Source organism: Streptomyces sp. NBC_00669, from assembly GCF_036226785.1.
GTDB lineage: Bacteria > Actinomycetota > Actinomycetes > Streptomycetales > Streptomycetaceae > Actinacidiphila.
In genome coordinates, this window is the sequence record NZ_CP109018.1 from 2,100,712 (window position 1) to 2,119,136 (window position 18,425).

The 18,425-nt window shown below is 71.5% G+C and carries 12 protein-coding genes; 2 read left to right on the forward strand and 10 right to left on the reverse strand.

Going from position 1 to position 18,425, the window contains the following annotated elements; translation table 11 throughout:
• Window positions 1–239: 239 nt before the first annotated feature.
• Window positions 240–2,954 carry an aconitate hydratase AcnA gene (gene acnA, locus OG896_RS08480; RefSeq protein ID WP_329363854.1) on the reverse strand — a complete coding sequence of 905 codons (2,715 nt, stop codon included), beginning with the start codon at window positions 2,952–2,954 and terminating at the stop codon, window positions 240–242.
• A gap of 402 nt (window positions 2,955–3,356) precedes the next feature.
• On the opposite strand from acnA, the gene OG896_RS08485 reads away from it, so the two are divergent.
• Window positions 3,357–4,886: a UDP-N-acetylglucosamine 1-carboxyvinyltransferase gene (locus OG896_RS08485; protein ID WP_329363855.1), complete on the forward strand. Its 1,530-nt coding sequence runs from the start codon at window positions 3,357–3,359 to the stop codon at window positions 4,884–4,886.
• Window positions 4,887–5,547: 661 nt separating this feature from the next.
• On the opposite strand, the gene OG896_RS08490 is transcribed toward OG896_RS08485, so the two are convergent.
• Window positions 5,548–6,363, reverse strand: coding sequence for a sporulation protein (locus tag OG896_RS08490; RefSeq protein ID WP_329363857.1), 816 nt, complete (start codon window positions 6,361–6,363; stop codon window positions 5,548–5,550).
• Window positions 6,364–6,993: 630 nt separating this feature from the next.
• Complete coding sequence (locus OG896_RS08495; protein ID WP_329363859.1) at window positions 6,994–7,419, reverse strand: MarR family winged helix-turn-helix transcriptional regulator; 426 nt, start codon at window positions 7,417–7,419, stop codon at window positions 6,994–6,996.
• A 78-nt stretch (window positions 7,420–7,497) separates the two neighbouring features.
• On the opposite strand from OG896_RS08495, the gene OG896_RS08500 reads away from it, so the two are divergent.
• Window positions 7,498–8,154 carry an MBL fold metallo-hydrolase gene (locus tag OG896_RS08500; RefSeq protein WP_329363860.1) on the forward strand — a complete coding sequence of 219 codons (657 nt, stop codon included), beginning with the start codon at window positions 7,498–7,500 and terminating at the stop codon, window positions 8,152–8,154.
• A gap of 48 nt (window positions 8,155–8,202) precedes the next feature.
• On the opposite strand, the gene OG896_RS08505 is transcribed toward OG896_RS08500, so the two are convergent.
• The 7 genes from OG896_RS08505 to OG896_RS08535 all read right to left on the reverse strand — a co-directional run bounded on the left by OG896_RS08505 (window position 8,203) and on the right by OG896_RS08535 (window position 17,895).
• Entirely contained in the window at window positions 8,203–8,955 is a 753-nt protein-coding gene (locus tag OG896_RS08505; RefSeq protein WP_329363862.1) for a thioesterase II family protein, read from the reverse strand.
• Window positions 8,952–9,824, reverse strand: a complete 873-nt coding sequence (locus OG896_RS08510; RefSeq protein ID WP_329363864.1) for a 3-hydroxybutyryl-CoA dehydrogenase — start codon at window positions 9,822–9,824, stop codon at window positions 8,952–8,954. The genes OG896_RS08505 and OG896_RS08510 overlap by 4 nt, the downstream gene beginning before the upstream one ends.
• On the reverse strand, window positions 9,821–10,849 hold the full coding sequence (locus OG896_RS08515) for a 3-oxoacyl-ACP synthase III family protein (protein WP_329363866.1): 1,029 nt from the start codon (window positions 10,847–10,849) through the stop codon (window positions 9,821–9,823). Before OG896_RS08515 ends, OG896_RS08510 begins: the two co-directional genes overlap by 4 nt.
• Window positions 10,850–10,881: 32 nt before the next feature.
• Window positions 10,882–12,252, reverse strand: a complete 1,371-nt coding sequence (gene ccrA / locus OG896_RS08520; protein WP_329363868.1) for a crotonyl-CoA carboxylase/reductase — start codon at window positions 12,250–12,252, stop codon at window positions 10,882–10,884.
• Window positions 12,253–12,259: 7 nt separating this feature from the next.
• Window positions 12,260–13,816 (reverse strand): FAD-binding oxidoreductase, encoded by a 1,557-nt coding sequence (locus OG896_RS08525; RefSeq protein WP_329363869.1) that lies wholly within the window; start codon window positions 13,814–13,816, stop codon window positions 12,260–12,262.
• Between the two features lie 46 nt (window positions 13,817–13,862).
• A complete protein-coding gene (locus OG896_RS08530) occupies window positions 13,863–15,116 on the reverse strand; it encodes a cytochrome P450 (RefSeq protein ID WP_329363870.1) in 1,254 nt (417 codons plus the stop codon).
• A 196-nt stretch (window positions 15,117–15,312) separates the two neighbouring features.
• Window positions 15,313–17,895 (reverse strand): BTAD domain-containing putative transcriptional regulator, encoded by a 2,583-nt coding sequence (locus OG896_RS08535; RefSeq protein ID WP_329363871.1) that lies wholly within the window; start codon window positions 17,893–17,895, stop codon window positions 15,313–15,315.
• Between the last annotated feature and the right edge of the window lie 530 nt (window positions 17,896–18,425).

The window sequence follows — 18,425 nt, forward strand, 5'->3', positions numbered from 1 at the left end:
CCCGAGTTGAGACCTGTCCGAAACGTGGGATGTTCGCCCAGCCGAAAGCTCGGACCCGTGTTGTATTCAGTTCCCAACGGCTCTCCCGGTTCGGTGCGTTCAAGTAGTGAACCGGGTGGAAGCGCCCAGCGGCGGGCGACCTGCCGGAAAACGCGGACGGGCCGCACCCCCGGGTGACAGGGGTGCGGCCCGTCCGGCCGACAGTGGTGCTTCGGACGTGTTACGCCCGGGTCATCGGCTCACTTGCGCAGCAGCGAGCGCAGGACGTACTGCATGATGCCGCCGTTGCGGTAGTAGTCGGCCTCTCCGGGGGTGTCGATCCGCACCACCGCGTCGAACTCGACGCCGGTGTCGGTGCTGACCTTGACCGTACGCGGGGTGGTGCCGTCGTTGAGCGCGGTCACCCCGGCGAAGGAGAAGGTCTCCTCGCCGGTCAGGCCCAGGGTCTGCGCGGACTCGCCCTCGGGGTACTGCAGCGGCAGCACGCCCATGCCGATCAGGTTGGAGCGGTGGATGCGCTCGTAGGACTCGGCGATGACGGCCTTCACGCCCAGCAGCGCGGTGCCCTTGGCGGCCCAGTCACGGGACGAGCCGGAGCCGTACTCCTTGCCGGCCAGCACGACCAGCGGGGTGCCCTGCTCGATGTAGTGGCGCGAGGCGTCGTAGATGAACGCGACCGGCCCGCCGTCCTGGGTGAAGTCGCGGGTGAAGCCGCCCTCCGTGCCCGGAGCGATCTGGTTGCGCAGCCGGATGTTGGCGAAGGTGCCACGAATCATGACCTCGTGGTTGCCGCGACGCGAGCCGTAGCTGTTGAAGTCGCGGCGCTGCACGCCGTGCTCGGTGAGGTACTGGCCGGCCGGGGTGTCGGCCTTGATGGCGCCGGCCGGCGAGATGTGGTCGGTGGTGACGGAGTCGCCGAGCTTGGCCAGCACCCGCGCGCCGGAGATGTCGGTGACCGGCTCCGGCTCGGTGCCCATGCCCTCGAAGTACGGGGGCTTGCGCACGTAGGTGGACTGCGGGTCCCACTCGAAGGTGTTGCCGGTGGGGATCGGCAGCGCCTGCCACTGCGCGTCGCCGGCGAAGACGTCCTGGTAGGACTCGGTGAACATGTCCTGGCCGATCGCGGAGGCGACCACGTCGTTCACCTCGGCCTCGCTCGGCCAGATGTCCGCCAGGTACACCGGCTTGCCCTCGGTGTCGGTGCCCAGCACGTCCCGGGTGATGTCCACCTTCATCGAGCCGGCGATGGCGTACGCGACGACCAGCGGCGGGGAGGCGAGGTAGTTCATCTTGACGTCCGGGTTGATCCGGCCCTCGAAGTTGCGGTTGCCGGAGAGCACCGCGGCCACCGCGAGGTCGGCCTCGTTGACCGCCTTGGAGACCTCCTCGGGCAGCGGGCCCGAGTTGCCGATGCAGGTGGTGCAGCCGTACCCGACCAGGTTGAAGCCGAGCTTGTCCAGGTACGGGGTCAGGTGCGCCTTGTCGAAGTAGTCGGTGACGACCTTCGAACCCGGGGCGAGGGTGGTCTTCACCCACGGCTTGCGGGTCAGGCCCTTCTCGACGGCCTTCTTGGCCACCAGGGCGGCGGCCACCATCACGTACGGGTTGGAGGTGTTGGTGCACGAGGTGATCGCGGCGACGGTGACGGCGCCGTGGTCGATCTCGTAGGTGTCGCCCTCGGGGGTGGTCACCTGGGTCGGCTTGGTGGGCACGCCGTTGTGGGTGGCCGGGGAGTCGGAGGCCGGGAAGGACTCCTTGCCCGCCTCCTCGTCGTCGGTGACGTAGTTGCGCACGTCGCGGGCGAACTGCTGCGCGGAGTTGGCCAGCACGATGCGGTCCTGCGGGCGCTTGGGCCCGGCGATGGACGGCACCACCGTGGACAGGTCCAGCTCCAGCTTCTCGGAGTAGTCCGGCTCGGCGGCCGGGTCCAGCCACAGGCCCTGCTCCTTGGCGTACGCCTCGACCAGCGCGACCTGCTGGGCCGAGCGGCCGGTGAGCTTGAGGTAGCTCAGCGTCTCGGCGTCGATCGGGAAGATCGCCGCGGTGGAGCCGAACTCCGGCGACATGTTGCCGATGGTGGCGCGGTTGGCCAGCGACGTGGCGGCGACGCCCTCGCCGTAGAACTCGACGAACTTGCCGACCACGCCGTGCTTGCGCAGCATCTCGGTGATGGTGAGCACCAGGTCGGTGGCGGTGGTGCCGGCCGGCAGCTCACCGGTGAGCTTGAAACCGACCACCCGCGGGATCAGCATGGACACCGGCTGGCCGAGCATCGCGGCCTCGGCCTCGATGCCGCCGACGCCCCAGCCGAGCACGCCCAGGCCGTTGACCATGGTGGTGTGGGAGTCGGTGCCGACCAGGGTGTCGGGGTACGCCTGGCCGCCGCGGACCATGACGGTCCGGGCCAGGTGCTCGATGTTCACCTGGTGGACGATGCCGGTGCCGGGCGGGACCACCTTGAACTCGTCGAACGCGGTCTGGCCCCAGCGCAGGAACTGGTACCGCTCCTTGTTCCGGCCGTACTCCAACTCGACGTTCTGCGCGAAGGACTCCGGGGTGCCGAAGCGGTCGGCGATCACCGAGTGGTCGATGACCAGCTCGGCCGGGGCGAGCGGGTTGATCTTCGCCGGGTCGCCGCCCAGCTCCTTGACCGCCTCGCGCATGGTCGCGAGGTCCACCACGCACGGCACGCCGGTGAAGTCCTGCATGATCACGCGGGCCGGGGTGAACTGGATCTCCTGGCTCGGCTGGGCCTGCGAGTCCCATCCGCCGACCGCCCGGATGTGGTCGGCGGTGATGTTCGCGCCGTCCTCGGTGCGCAGCAGGTTCTCCAGCAGCACCTTCAGGCTGTACGGCAGCCGGGCCGAGCCCTCCACCTTGTCCAGCCGGAAGATCTCATACGATTCGTCGCCCACCTGCAAGCTGCTGCGGGCGTCGAAGCTGTTCGCCGACACGACAGTCTCCTTCATGCATGTTCTCGCGCGTACCACCGCATTGCTGGCGTCCCGACGGCACGCCTCGGCAGATATCTCGATGTCGAGATAACTCTAGTACACCACCTCGATTCGGGTACCCCCGGCCCGCCGCGTGATGCGCTGCCCCCATCGAAGCCCGCCTCGACTCCCCCGGCGACCGGGGGGTGGAACCGAATCCGGATGGGCGCCGTCTGTGCGGGTGAGGGGTACACCGCACGGCCGCGCCCCGGATGGCAGGCACCGCCGCCGGCGTTACGGTGAGGACGGGCCGCGACACCGGCCGGGCCGGCCGCGTACCAGTGCCGCAACGGATGTCCCCGACTCGCCACGGATGGCCTAACCCGCGTTGCTCTATCTCATATGTGAGATAGCCTGGTCGACATGACCGACGATTACCTCGCACGCATCGGCAGGCTCATCCGAGACGCCCGTCAACATCGAGGCTGGACACAGGCGCAGCTCGCGGAAGCGCTCGGCACCAGCCAGAGCGCCGTCAACCGGATCGAGCGCGGCAACCAGAACATCAGCCTTGAGATGATCGCCAGAATCGGCGAGGCGCTGGACAGCGAGATCGTGTCCCTCGGTTACGCCGGCCCGATGCACCTCAGAGTGGTCGGGGGGCGCCGGCTGTCCGGCGCCATAGACGTCAAGACGAGTAAGAACGCGTGCGTCGCGCTGCTCTGCGCCACGCTGCTGAACGCCGGCCGGACCACGCTGCGCCGGGTGGCGCGGATCGAGGAGGTCTACCGCATCCTCGAGGTGCTGGGCAGCATCGGCGTGCGCACCCGCTGGATCAACGACGGCAACGACCTGGAGATCGTGCCGCCGGCCGAGCTGGACCTGGCCGCGATGGACACCGACGCCGCCCGCCGCACCCGCAGCGTCATCATGTTCCTCGGCCCGCTGCTGCACCGCACCGACCGCTTCCGCATCCCGTACGCGGGCGGCTGCGACCTGGGCACCCGCACCGTCCAGCCGCACATGAACGCGCTGCGCCACTTCGGCCTGGACATCACCGCGACCGACGGCACGTACCACGCCGAGGTGGACCGCGGCATCACCCCGAAGCGGGCGATCGTGCTGACCGAGCGCGGCGACACCGTGACCGAGAACGCGCTGCTGGCCGCCGCCCGTCACGAGGGCGTGACCGTCATCCGCAACGCCAGCTCCAACTACATGGTCCAGGACCTGTGCTTCTTCCTGGAGGAGCTGGGTGTGCAGGTGGAGGGCATCGGCACCACCACCCTCACCGTGCACGGCGTCGCCGAGATCGACCGCGACGTGGACTACGCGCCCTCCGAGGACCCGGTCGAGGCGATGAGCCTGCTGGCCGCGGCGGTCGTCACCGAGTCCGAACTGACCATCCGCCGGGTGCCGATCGAGTTCATGGAGATCGAACTCGCGGTGCTGGAGGAGATGGGGCTGGACCACGAACTCACCCCCGAGTACCGCGCGGACAACGGCCGCACCCGGCTGGTGGACCTCACCGTCCGCCCCTCCAAGCTGAGTTCGCCGATCGACAAGATCCACCCGATGCCGTTCCCCGGGCTCAACATCGACAACGTGCCGTTCTTCGCGGCCATCGCCGCCACCGCCCAGGGCTCCACGCTGATCCACGACTGGGTCTACGACAACCGGGCCATCTACCTCACCGAACTGACCCGGCTGGGCGCCCAGGTCAAACTCCTCGACCCGCACCGGGTGCTGGTCGAGGGCCCGACCCGCTGGCGCGCCGCCGAGATGATGTGCCCGCCCGCGCTGCGCCCCGCGGTGGTGGTGCTGCTGGCGATGATGGCCGCCGAGGGCACGTCGGTGCTGCGCAACGTCTATGTCATCAACCGCGGTTACGAGGACCTCGCCGAGCGGCTGAACACGATCGGCGCGCAGATCGAGATCTTCCGCGACATCTGATCCACGCATGCCGCCGCGCCCCGTCCGACCTGCTACCTAGAGGGTCAGGACGGGGTGCGGCGGCATCTCTGGGACGTCTCCGGGACTTTGGACCTGCGGCGGGCTACGGGCCGCACTCAACGGGCTCTACCGACCGGCGTGCCAGGGAGACGGTGGATTCGCCGGCCTCCAGTTCCTCGGAGGCGGAGAAGTGGCGCAGGGCGTGGAGGTCAGGACGGTTTCGGGGATGTTCATCTTGACCACCCAGCCTTGGGCCAGCCACGACTTCCGGTCGGTGCGGTAGAGCGCGGGTGAGCCGCTGGGCTCGGACTCGGGATCTTTGGCCGCGGAGGTGAGTTCCACAGCCGTCTCCTCGGTAGGTTGCCGACACTTGCGGTGACGTCATCCTCACGGACGGTGTGCCACGCGTCAATCTGCAAGTTTTGGCAACGTCCTGGCTCACCATTGCGCGCCGGTCCTACGGTGTAGGGGCAGTTCACGCCCCGGCGCTCCTCAGCCGCGCCAAGAACGCGTGACAGCGCGAGTTCGCCCGCCGAGCGGCTGGCGCCGTGGAACTCGACGCCGGCCACCACCCGTTCCTGGCCCAGCCCGCAGCGGTCCGGGACCTGCTGCTGAGCTTGTGGCGTGGTGCGGTCGACCCGGCCGTCCCATTCTGTGGAGGTCAGTCAGCGGTCAGGACGAGGTCCGCGCGGTGAAGGAAGTCTCGGACGTCGGGACGTGAACGCCACGGGGCCAGTGCGGTGGTGAATGCCCGGAGGTAGGAGCGGCTGCGGGTGGAGTGCAGGCGGCCGAGGATGGTCAGGGCGTGTTCGCCTGCTTCGAGGCCGGGTTCGAGGTCGCGGCGTTGGAGGTGGGCGGTGGCGACCACGGTGTGGCGGATGCCGACGGCGCGGGAGAACACGCCCGCGGGCATGACCGATGCACGGCGGCTCCAGGAGAGCGACTGATCGGGAAGTTTGAGGTCGCGGTAGATCTCAGCGGCGTCAGTCGCGATGCGGGCGTGGGTGAGGTACGCGAGCCAACCGGGATCGCGGGGGTCAGTCTCGGCGGCGTCGACGAGCTGTTCCGCGTGGATGAGCGCGGCGACAGCGCCGGGGGCGTCGCCGGCGAGCCCGTGGGCACGGGCCTGGGCGAGTTTCGCGAAGGCGAGAACCCGGGCGGGAGCTTCGCGCTTGGCCCGCTCGTAGGCGCCTTCGGCCATGTCGACCGCCTCGGTGGGGAAGCCGCGCAGGAAGGTGTGCAGGGCCATGGTGCTGAGAACGTAGGCGCCAACGGCAGGATCAGCGCTGGCACGGGCCAAACGCAGGGCCTGCACGAAGTGGCGCTGGGCGGTGGCATGTTGGCCCATGTCGACGTCGTGCCAGGCGGCGACCCGGGCGAGCTCCGCGGTGGCCGCGAACAGCTCGGCGCCTACGCTTTCGGTGAAGGCGCCCTGGAGGAGCGGCACGGCACGGTGGGTGAGGCAGTCGGTGACCATGCTGGCTCTCCAATTGCCTCCGCCGTACTTGGAGTCCCATCGGCGGGCATCCTCGGAGGCCGCCCACAGTTCGTCGAGGTCGGCTCGGCCGACGCGGCGTCCCTGGGGATGGCTGGACGTCCTCTCGCTGGATCGCTCAGTGCCAGGGCAAGCAGCGTGGGGATCGGGGGGTCGGGGATCATGCCCCGACTCGTCCAGTTGCTGATCGAGGTGTGGGTGTAGGACCGGGTGACGCCGGCGCCGGCGGCAAGCTCGTTGACGCGGTGCGCCAGGCTCGCGTGGCTGGCTCCGCTCTCCTCGATCAGCATGGCTAATCGTCGGTTGGCGCGTTGGTTGCTCCGTGCCATCACGTCCTCCTTGGACGGTCGACGGCGCGGGGGCCCGAGAGTCCGCGGCGTCCGCGCCGGGTGTCGGACATCGGGTGCGGGACGGGGGCGTTCGCACCAGGGGTGCTGAGGCCGTCCGGTGGGCAGGGTTGCCGGGCTCATCGGAAGCGGCCCCGCAGTTCTCCGCTCAAGGCCCTGTCCGGGCGATCGTGCCGGGCCCGCCACGACAGCTACGGCACCTCACGGCGTTTCCGCCCGCGCTCGAAGGGCCCTGGCGCGTGGCTCCGCGGCGGGGAGGGCCCGGTCACGGGCCGGTGATGTGGGCGGTGAGGCGAACCAGCAGGGGGACGCAGTCGCGCAGCTGTCGCCGCTCGTGGTGATCGAGCGCGTCGGCGATGGCGGCGTTGAGCCAGGTGGCGCGCCGGCTGCGCTCCTGCTGGAGGCGGGTTCGTCCGGCGTCGGTGAGGTGCAGCAGGATCTTGCGGCCGTCGCTGGCATGCGGTTCGGCGCGCACCGATCCACGGTCGATCAGTTCCTTGACGGACTTGGCGGCGGACTGGTGCGTCACTCCGCGCCGGTGCGCGAGTGCGGCCGTGGTCTGCGGGCCGCTGCGATCGAGGTGGCCGAGGATGGCGGCCTCTCCGGGGGGCATGGTGTCGGCGGTCCGCACGGCGCGGACCAGTTCCCCGATCGCCTGTCGCAGGTCTTCGGCCAGCGCGTCGTCTTCCATGGCCCTACCCTAGCCGAACTGTGTAACCAATCTGTACAGCTTGGTTGTACAGTTTCAGGGTTGCCTGAGGAGGCCCACATGCATCTCACCAAGTTCGGCCACGCCTGCGTCCGTATCGAGAAGAACGGCCGTCGGCTGGTCATCGACCCCGGGGGTCTGACCGAACCGGACGCGCTCGACGGCGCCGAGGCCGTCCTGGTCACCCACGAACACTTCGACCACTTCTCCGAGGATGTGCTCCGCAGGGCCACCAGCGAGAATCCCGCCCTGCGCATCTGGACCGACCGCGCCGTCGCCGATCGGCTGGACGGCCTCGGCGGGAGGGTCACCGCCGTGGGCGAGGGAGCGGCCTTCACGGCGGCCGGCTTCGACGTCGCCGTGCTCGGCACGTGGCACGCGGTCATCCACCCGGACATCCCGCGCGTCGGCAACGTCGGCTTCCTCCTCGACGAGGCCCTCTTCCATCCCGGGGACGCCCTCACCGTGCCGGACGTCGCCGTCGACACCCTGCTGCTGCCCGTCCACGGCCCCTGGTCCGCCACCGGGCAACTGATCGACTACGTGCGCGAGGTGGCCCCGCGGCAGGTCTGCGCCATCCATGACGGCGCCCTCAACGACGTCGGCGTCTCCATGGTCGGCGGCTTCCTGGGCGACAACGGCCCCGGTACCGGGGCCCGTTACCGCCGTCTGCCCGCCGGCGCGTCCATCGAGATCGGCCCGGAGCCCGTCCGGTGACCGGCCACCGCCGCGGGATGCCCCGGGCTGTTGCGAGCCGTCCGGCCGTCAGGGGACGCCGGTCAGGGTGGCGGCGATCAGGTGGGCGACCGGGGCCGCGTGGGCGGTGAGGTAGAAGTGGCCGCCCGGGAAGGTGACCAGGTCGAAGGCGGACGTGGTGTGCTCCTGCCAGGCGGCGGCCTCCTCGGCGGTCACCTTCGGGTCGTCGGCGCCGGTCAGCACGGTGATCGGGCAGTCAAGGAGCGGCTCGGGGGCGGAGCGGTGGCTCTCCACGATGCGGTAGTCGGCGCGGATCGCCGGCAGCACCATCCGTACGAGTTCCTCGTCGGCGAAGACCCGGGAGTCCGTGCCGCTCAGCGCGCGGACCTCGCGCAACAGGCCGTCGTCGTCGAGGAGGTGGGCGCGTTCGGGCCGCTGCCGGGAGGGTGCCCGGCGGCCCGAGACGAACAGCGCGGCCGGCGGCCGACCGGCGGCCCGCAGCCCGCGGGCCACCTCGAAGCCGAGGACCGCGCCGAGGCTGTGCCCGAAGACGGCCAGCGGCCGGTCCGTCCACGGCAGCAGCGCGGCCACCACGTCGCGGGCCAGCGCGTCCATGCTCGGCGCGAACGGTTCGCCGCGGCGGTCCTGGCGGCCCGGGTACTGGACCGCGAGCACCTCCACCTCCTCGCCGAGCAGGTCGGGCAGCTCCGCGAAGAAGCTGGCCGAACCGCCGGCGTGCGGAAGGCAGACCAGGCGTACCGGGGCGTTTGGGCGGGGCCGGAAGCGGCGCACCCACAGGCTGCCGCGCGGGTCGCCGCTCACGCGGCCCTCGGGCGGTCGTAGCGGTGGAAGCCGCGGCCCGTCTTGCGGCCCAACCGGCCCTCCTCGATCAGCCGGTCCAGCAGCGGCGGCACCGCGTGCCGGGGGTCTCCGGTGCCGTTCTCCATGCTGCGCGCCACGGCGGCGATGACGTCGAGGCCGATCAGGTCGAGGACGGTGAGCGGGCCCATGGGGTGCCCGCAGCCGAGGGTCATGCCGCGGTCGATGTCCTCGGCCGTGGCGACGCCGGACTCGTACATGCGCACGGCGGCCATGAGGTACGGAATCAGCAGCGCGTTGACGACGAATCCGCTGCGGTCCTCGGCGCGCACGATCTGCTTGCCGAGCACGCCGGTGACCAGCGCCTCGGCGCGCTCGGCGGTGCGGTCGGTGGTGTACGGGGAGCGGATGACCTCCACCAGCGGCATGGTCGGCACCGGGTTGAAGAAGTGCAGGCCGATCACGTCGCCGGGGCGGCCGCTGGCATCGCCCAGGTCGGTGATGGACAGGGAGGAGGTGGTGGAGGCGAGGATCGCCGCGGAGTCCTCGACGGTCTTCGCCAGCAGGGCGAACAGCCGCAGCTTGGTCTCCCGCTCCTCCGGCACCGCCTCGACGACGAACTCCCGGTCGGCGAACGCGTCCGGATCGCCGCCGAACACCGCGCGGCGCTCGGCGTCCGCGCGTCCCGCGTCGTCGATACGGCCCTTGGCGTGCGCCCGGTCGAGCAGGCCGAGGACGCGGCCGCGGGCACGGTCGGCGGAGGCCGCGCCGGAACCCAGGACCCGCACGTCGAGGCCGGCCCGCAGGCACTCGGCGGCGATGCCGGCTCCCATGGTGCCGCCGCCGACCACGCCTATCCGACGGGCGCTCATGCCGCGCTCCGCAGCGCGGGCGCCGACCAGCGCAGCAGGCCGGCGGCCACCGCCATGCCGGCGCCGAACCCGGCGAGCAGCACCAGGTCGCCGGGGCGCAGCGCGCCGGAGCGGTTGGCCTCGTCCAGGGCGATGGCGACGGAGGCGCTGCCGGTGTTGCCGGAGTGGTCCAGCGGCAGGTGGGTGGCCGCGCCGGACAGCCCGCAGGCGTCGACGAGTTCGGCGACCATCATGCCGTTGGCCTGGTGCGGCACGAAGTGGTCGATGTCGGCCGCCTTGTGGTCGCAGCGCTCCAGCAGCGCGTCGATGACGCCGGGCACGTTGTCCATGACGTAGTCGCGGACCTCGCGGCCCTTCATGTGCAGGACGTGGCCGCCGTCGGCGACGGTCGCGGCGGAGGCGGGGCGGCGGCTGCCGCCGGCGGGGATCTCGATCAGGTCGTAGGCGCCGCCGCCGCCGACCATGTCGAGGTCGATGAAGCCGGGACCGTCGTCGACGGCGGCGACCACGGCGGCTCCGGCGCCGTCTCCGAACAGCACGCTGGTGGCCCGGTCGCCGAAGTCGACGAACCGGGAGTACACGTCGGTGCCGATGACGAGGGCCTTGGCGGCGGGCCGCAGGGTGATCAGGGCGCGGGCCAGGGCGAGGGAGGTGACGAAGCCGGAGCAGGCGATGTTGACGTCGAAGCAGCCCGCCCGGTGGGCGCCGAGCGCGTACTGGACGAGGGTGGCGGTGGCCGGTATGGGCGCGTCGCCGGTGGTGGTGGAGACGATGAGGTAGTCGATGTCGCCGGGGTCGAGGGCGGCCGCGTCGAGGGCGGCACGGGCGGCGTGCACGGCGAGGTCGGAGGCCGCCTCGTCGGGGGCGGCGAACCGGCGCGAGACGATCTTCGTCCGCCTTTCGATCCACTCCTCGCTGGTGCCGGGCACCATCCGGACGACATCGGCGTTGGTGACCACCCGTTCGGGCAGGTAGGAGCCGGTCGCGAGGATGCCGATGCCGACCGTCGGCGGGTCCGTGGTCATGTTCGTGTCCCTTCGGGTGGCGGGCGACCGGGTCAGCCCGCGGCAGCCGCGGTGAACGACCGCAGCGGGGTGAGGGCGTGCTCGCCGATCCGGGCGCGCTGTTCGGGCGCGGTGACGCCGAGGCCGGGCGAGGGGGCGAGGCAGAGCACGCCGACCTTGCCGATGTGCTGGTTGAGCTGCACCCGCCGGGTCGCCTCCCCGACCTCGGCCAGCGGGTACACCTCGGAGATCACCGGGGCGATGCGGCCCTGCTCGAAGAGGCGGGCGCACTCGGTCATCTCCTGCAAATTGGCTATGTGGCTGCCGATGATCCGTTTCAGCTTCATCCACAGGTAGCGGTTGTCGAAGGTGTGGTGGTAGCCGGTGCTGGAGCCGCAGGTGACGACCGTGCCGCCACGCCGGACGACGAACACGGAGATGCCGAAGGTGGCGCGTCCGACGTGCTCGAACGCGATGTGCGGGTCCTCCCCCACCTCGCGGCGGATGATCGCGCCGAGCCGTTTGCCGGCCTTGACGGCCTGCTCGGGGTCGTCACCGGTGTCCTGGCCGATGCCGATCTCCTCGCGGTTGATCACCACCTGGCAGCCGAGCCTGCGGGCGACGGCCTCCTTCCGCTCGGAGCCGACCACGCCCACCGCGATCCCGCCGCCGTTCCTGACGAGTTGGGCCGCGTACGCTCCGAGCCCGCCGGCCGCGCCCCAGATCAGCACGACGTCGCCCTGCTTCATGCGGGCGCCCCGGTCGCTGACGAGCATCCGGTAGGCGGTGCCGCCGCACACGGGGATGCCGGCGGCCTCCTCCCATGTCAGGTGCGGTGGCTTCGGGATGAGCTGGCTGGCGCGCGCGACCGCGTAGTGGGCGAGCCCGCCGTAGTTCGTCTCGAAGCCCCAGGCCAGTTGGCCCTCGCTGAGCATGCCGTCGGTCTGGGTGGCCGGCTCCTGGTCGTCGACGTGGGCGGGGCTGACGATGACGTGGTCGCCGATCCGCCGGCGCCGCACGCCCGAGCCGACCCGCACCACGACCCCGGCGGCGTCGGAGCCCAGGACGTGGAAGGGCTGGTCGTGCCGGGTCGCCCAGCCGCCCTGCCGGGCGTAGGAGCGCAGGAAGCGGAAGGTGGACACCGGCTCGAACTTCGCCGACCACACGGTGTTGTAGTTGACGGAACTGGCCATCACCGCGACCAGCACCTCGTCAGGGGCCAGTTCGGGCATCGGCACCTCGCCGACGTGCAGCGTACGGCGGACATCCTTGTCCGCGCCGCTGTCCGCCCGCGCGAAGACGTTCTCGTCCTCGACGCGCAGGTGCGCCGCGGTGTAGGTGCCGGGCAGCGGGGCGCGGGCGAGCTCCTCCGGGGCGGCTCCGGACAGCACGGCGTCGGTCAGCACGGCGTCGGTCAGGGACATCGGTACCTCACTGGCTGGTGGACGGTTCGACGGACAGCACGTGACGGAAGAGGTTGCGGGGGTCCCACCGCGCCTTGACCCGCTGGAGCCTCGGGTAGTTCTCCTTGTAGTAGAAGGTCGACCAGGGCACGCCGGAGGCGTTGTGGGCGGGGTCGGCGAGGTCCGCGTCGGCGTAGTTGATGTAGCAGCCGTCCCAGGTGCCGTCGGGCACGGGCACCCCGCCGGTGGCGGCGTAGACCTCCTTGTACATCCCGCGCACCCAGTCCAGGTGGGTGTCGTCCTGGGCCGGGTCGGTCCACCACGCCTGGTACTGCATCTTGACGACCGAGTCGCGCTGCGGGATGGCGGTGGCGTCGGAGGCGACCGTGGAGATCTGCCCGCCGTACGGGAAGATGATCAGGGAGGCGCCCGGGTTGCTGTAGTCCGTCCTGGTCAGGTAGCGGTGGATGGTCTGCGCCTGCCCGGTGGTGAAGTTGCCCTTGAGGTAGGCCGACTTCGCCTTGACGCGTACGGCCGGGGCCGCGTAGTTCGAGGTGGAGATGTACCGGGTGGCCTGGCCCCAGGTCGCCTTGGTGGGTGCGGCGACCAGTGCCGCGCGGACGCCTTCGGCGGTGCCCTCGCCGATCGCGGCGAGGTAGTCGGCGAGGATGTCCTCGGCGCCGGCCACGGTCGCGTCGACCTGGGTGATGAGGGTCAGGGCGCCGGCGGCGAGCTGGTTGAGGCCGAACAGGCTGGACAGGCCGGTCTCCGGGGTTCCGGGGGCGCTGTGGGCGCCGAGCCAGTCGATGTAGTTGCGCAGCAGCCGGACGAAGTCGGCCTCGTCGACGGCGGTCCAGGGGATGGCCGTGACGTTGAGCAGGACGTGCGAGGGCGGCTGGGGCAGCAGCGTGCGCGGGTCGTCGCCGGACGCGCCGGGGGTGCGGAACCAGTACCGCGTGACCACGCCGAAGTTGCCGCCGCCTCCGCCGGTGTGCGCCCACCACAGGTCGTGGTACGGGTCGTCGGGTTCGGCGGTGGCCACGACGGCGCGGGCCCGGCCGCCGGCGTCCACGACGACCACCTCCACGGCGTACAGGTGGTCCACGACCAGGCCGAACTGACGCGACATCAGCCCGTATCCGCCGCCGCAGGCATGGCCGCCCATGCCGACCGAGTAGCACAGCCCGCCGGGCAGGGTGACGCCCCAGCGGTGCAGCAGGGTGTCGTAGACGTTGAGGAGGATCGCGCCGGGCTGGACGGAGAAGGCGCGGCGCTTCTTGTCGTAGGCCACCTCGTCGAGGGTGGACAGGTCGAGGACAGCCTCGATCTCCGGGTTGTAGACGAAGTTCTCGAAACAGCCGCCGCCGCTGCGCACCGAGAAGCGCTTGCCGGTGTCCACCAGTTCCTGGACGGCGGTGACCGCCTCGGCGGTGGAGCGGATGACCCGGATCTGCTCCGGGTCGCCGATCCAGCGCTGGTTGTAGCCGCTGGTCATGTCGTCGTACCGGGGTTCGCCGGGGGTGATGACGATCGGTTCCTGGGCCGGTTCCGCGGCCTGGGCCGTGCCGGACGACGTCACTGCCACGGTTGCTCCCGCGATCGCGTATCCGAGGAGTTCTCTGCGGCCCGGCTCAGCCATGGGCCACCGCCGGCATCCGGGTGATGGCGCTGACGAAGTTGCTGGTGATGCGGACCGGCTCGCCGATGTGGAAGTCCGGGGTGCGGCGCAGCAGTTCCTTCAGCAGGACCCGCAGCTCCATCCGGGCGAGCACGTTGCCCAGGCAGTGGTGGGGGCCGCCGCCGCCGAAGCTGATGTGCCGGTTGGGGGTGCGGGCGAGGTCGAGGACGTTCGGGTCGGCGAAGACGCGCTCGTCGCGGTTGCCGGATGGGTAGAAGAGTGCCATTTTGTCACCCTCGCAGATCTGCCGGCCGTGCAGCTCGATGTCGCGCGCCGCGGTGCGCCGCAGCGTGAGCACCGGGGTCGACCAGCGCAGCAGCTCCTCGATCGCCTTGCCCGAGCGGGCGTCGAAGTCGGCGGCGAGGAAGGCGCGTTGCTCGGGGAAGTCGGACAGCGCCTTGCCCGCGTGGCTGATGGTCTGGCGCGGGGTGTCGAAACCGGCGCCGATCAGCAGCAGGAAGAAGGCGCTGATCTCGGCGTCGGTGAGGCCGTCGCCGTCGACGCGGGCCTGCACCAGGTCGGTCATCACGTCGTCCTGGGGGTCCTCCCGGCGGGCCCTGGCCATCGCGACGGCCTTGCCGGAGACCAGTCCGACGACCTCGTTGACGATGTCGGCGCGATCCCGCCCGCGCTTCTCCGCCTCGTCGCGGCTGGACAGCATGACGGTGATCGCCTCGGTGAAGCGGTCCAGCTCCGCGGGGTCCAGGCCCAGCATGTACGTCATCGTCCAACGGGCCATCGGCATCGACACCTTGGCCACGAAGTCGCACTCGCCGGCAGCCGCGAAGTCCGCCACGATCCGGCCGGCCTCGGCGCCCATCGAGCCGCGCATCTGCTCCATACGGGCGGGGCTGAAGGCGGACGTGACCAGGCTGCGCACCTTCAGGTGGCGGGGCGCGTCCATGGCGACGATGGACTGGGTGGCCTGGAGGATCTCCTCGGGCAGTTCCTCGAACTGCACTCCCTTGCCCGAGATGTAGAGGTCCGGCCGGCTGCTCACCGCCACGATGTCGGCGTGCCGGACGACGGCCCAGAAGCCGTCGTCCGGGGGCGTGGGGAGCAGGCTGCCCTCCGGCGCCTTGTGCCAGGAGATCGGGCGTTCGTCGCGCAGGACGCGGAAGGTGTCGTCCCAGGCCGCCGGGGGCTGCGACCAGAAGTCGATGGACGATATGTCGGCGGTGTCGAACTGCCGGGCCACGGTGGTCACCTGGGTCTCCTCCTCGGGGAACGGCGCGCAGGGCCGTGGGAGTCGGCACGGCCTGACGTGCCGATGCATCGCCTGAGCATGCGTCCACCCCCTTGCCGCGGCCTTGTCAGACCGCTTGCGGCTTCCTTGCGGGCGCAGGGACCGGCTCCTCATCGCGGGGCAGGCGCCGGCTCTTCCGTGCGGGGCAGGGACGAGTTCACCCGCTCTTGCGCAGCCTCGTCCGCTCCGTGCCGCTCAACTCGGCGAGCAGCACCTCCTGGATCAGCGCATCCCGGAACGTGAGCCGGAACGGCGGCCGCGGCACCCGCCGCAGCAGCCCGCAGCGTGCCGCCGCCTCGATGGCCGACTCCGGGTCCGTGCCGGGCGACACCGCGTGCCGGACCAGTTCCAGGTCGAAGTCGGCACCCAGTGCCGAGCAGCAGCGCAGCACCTCCAGCACCGGCTCGGGCAGCCCGGCGATCCGCCGCCCCAGCGCCTGCCGGACGCCCAACGGCACATCCACCAGTGCCGACTCCACCGCCGTACGGTGGTGCAGCAGCTCCGGGTCGCCGACGCCGGCCAGGAACTCGTGCAGGAAGTACGGGTTGCCGCGGCTGCGTCCGTGCAGGACCCGCAGCACGTCGTCGGGCACCCTGACCCCCGTCTGCAGGCTCACGAGATCCGCGGTCTCGGCCCTCGACAGCCCGGTCAGCCGCAGGCTGCGGGTGCGCGGGTCGCTGATGATGTCGGTGACCACGCCGCCCTTCATGAAGTCCGCCGCGACCCCGGTGTCCTCCGCGATCACGACGACGCCGAGCGGTTCGCCGTGCAGCCGGGTGCGCAGGAGCCCCAGCAGCTCCAACGAGCGCGCGTCGGCCTGGTCCAGGTCCTCCAGGACGACGACCAGCGGCGCCTCGGCGGCCAGCACCAGCAGCGTCTCGGACATGGCGTCCTGGATACGGAAGCGGGCCAGGATCGGCGGCTCCTCCGCGGTCAGGCAGCGCCGGCCGGCCTCGGGGTCGAGCATCAGCGGAGCGAGCAGGCTGCCGAAGCGGGCCTCCGCCCGGCGGAACGCCTCGGGCCGGGAGACCGCCAGCTGACGGAAGATCTGCGACCAGACCCAGTACTCAGGTATGCCCTCCCCGGAACTGCAGCAGCCCCACACCACCTCGTGCGGCGAGCCTTTGAGGTGCGCGGTGGCGTCCTCGACCAGTTCCGTCTTGCCCACGCCCATCTCGCCCAGCACGGCGTAGAGATGGCTGCTGCCGTTCAGCGCGTCCTGGATGTGGGCGCCGAGCAGGGCGCGCTCGCGTTCCCGCCCCACGAACTTGCCGCCGGCCGCGCGGGCGACGCCGGGAGCGGAAGTGCTGGGGGCGGAGGCGGTGGGGGCGGGCAAGCCGAGGGGAGCGGGTGCGGCCGCGTGCGGAGCGGGGTCCGCGGCGGTCGGGACGCCGTGCGATGCCGTGCGGAACCCGGCGACGGAAGTGCGGGGCGCCAGGGGCAGGGGCAGCGCCGCGGCCGGGGCCGGACCGGCGGGTACCGGGTGTGCCGCGGCCTCGGCCGGCCCCGCCGGCGCGTTCGGCACGGGACCGCCGGGGACGGCTTTCGCTCCCATGACGGCGATGACGTCGGTGGCACCAACGGCCCCGGCGCCGGCCGGCGGCGCGTCCGCGAGGTTCCCGGTGCTTCCGAAACCCGTGGCACCGTCGGCGTTCCCGCCGGCGAACGTGACACTGCCGGCGTCGAAGCTGTGCACCGTGGCCACGGTGTCCGCCGCGCTCGGCCGTCCCGGTCCCACCGAGCCCCCGGTGGCGGCGAAGGCCGTGGCCGCCGGGGGCCGCCCCGGGCCGGTGTTCGGCTCGGCCGGGCCCCTGCGGTACGCCCCGGCCCCGCCCGCCGTCGTGCTCACCGGCCGTGCCGGCGGCTCGGGCAGGATGAGGCGCTGGTGGAGGATGTTCGTGTGGACCCGCTGGAGTTCGCCGCCAGGGTCCACGCCCAGTTCCTCGGCGAGGTGGCGGCGGGTCTGTTCGTACAGGCGCAGGGCCTCCGCCTGGCGTCCCAGGTGGTACAGGCCGGTCATCAGGTGGCCGACCAGGCGTTCGTGGGTGGGGTTGTGCTGGACCTCGGGGTAGAGCACCCGGACCAGGTGGTCCGCGTCGCCGAGGGCGAGGCACGCGTCGGCCTGGGCCTCCAGGGCGGTCAGGCGCAGGTGTCCGAGGCGTTCGATCTCGTCGGTGATGGGGCCGTAGGAGACGAGTTCGAGGTACGGCTGGGCGCGCCAGAGGGAGAGCGCGTGCGTCAGGTCGGCGCGGGCGAGGTCGAAGCGGCGGTCGGCGACGGAGCGCCGGCCGCGTTCGAGGAGCCGCTCGAAGCGGTGCACGTCGACGAGTTCGGGATCGAGTTCGAGGACGTAGCCGGGGGCGCGGTGGTTGAGCCGGGCGTGGCCGCCGCCTTGCTCCCGGGCCCGGGCGAGAGCGCGGCGCAGGTGGGAGACGTAGGTCTGGAGCGTGGCGAGGGGGTGACGGGGCGGTCGGGCGCCCCAGAGTTCGTCGATGAGCTGCCCGGCGGCGACGACGCTGCCCGAGCGCACGAGCAGCAGTCCGAGCAGTGCGCGGTGGCGCAGGGGGCCCAGGGGCAGCACCCGCCCGGCCTGCATCGCGGTGAGCGATCCGAAGGCACGCAACTCCCAGGCGGCGGAGGCGGTTTCCTTCGTCTGGCCTGGTGCCCACCCGGCCCCTCTCGGCGCCAGTGTCGTCACGCTCGCCTGGTCCACGGTCTCGCGCTCGGAGGGTTCAGCCATGCCCATCCTTACTTCACGGGAGGTGGGGTGGATCGTGCGTCGCCCGGTCCGGGCAGTGCACATGTGCCGTGGTCCACTCGGGCTGTCGAGAACACGGCCGGATTCTTCCGGCCGGACCACAAGGTCCGGGTGGGCGGTGGAAGCCTGCCCTGCGCACCTTCTGCCGCGGTTCACCTCCTCGGGTGCGGCCGATCCGTTCTCACAGCTCGCACCGGTGTCCGTGCTGGTGCACGGCTTGCCGGAACCCCCGTCAGTGATGCTGGTGCGATCGTAGAGCACTTGTTTTGCGTCTGGTGCAGAACTTTGACTTTTTTGACCGAGATGGGGCGGGTTGACGCCTGACGGCACAAAGGTGTCGTTGGGTTCGAGGAAGCGTGCGCGTGCGTACGGCCGTGCGCCGGGGGCGCGTTCCGACGTGCCCGACATTCCGACGTGCCCGACGTGCCCGACGTGCCCGACCTGCCGACCTGCCGACCTGCCGACGCAAGGGTCTCGCAAGGCACCGGCCAGCGTTCCGCAAGGTGCGCCGC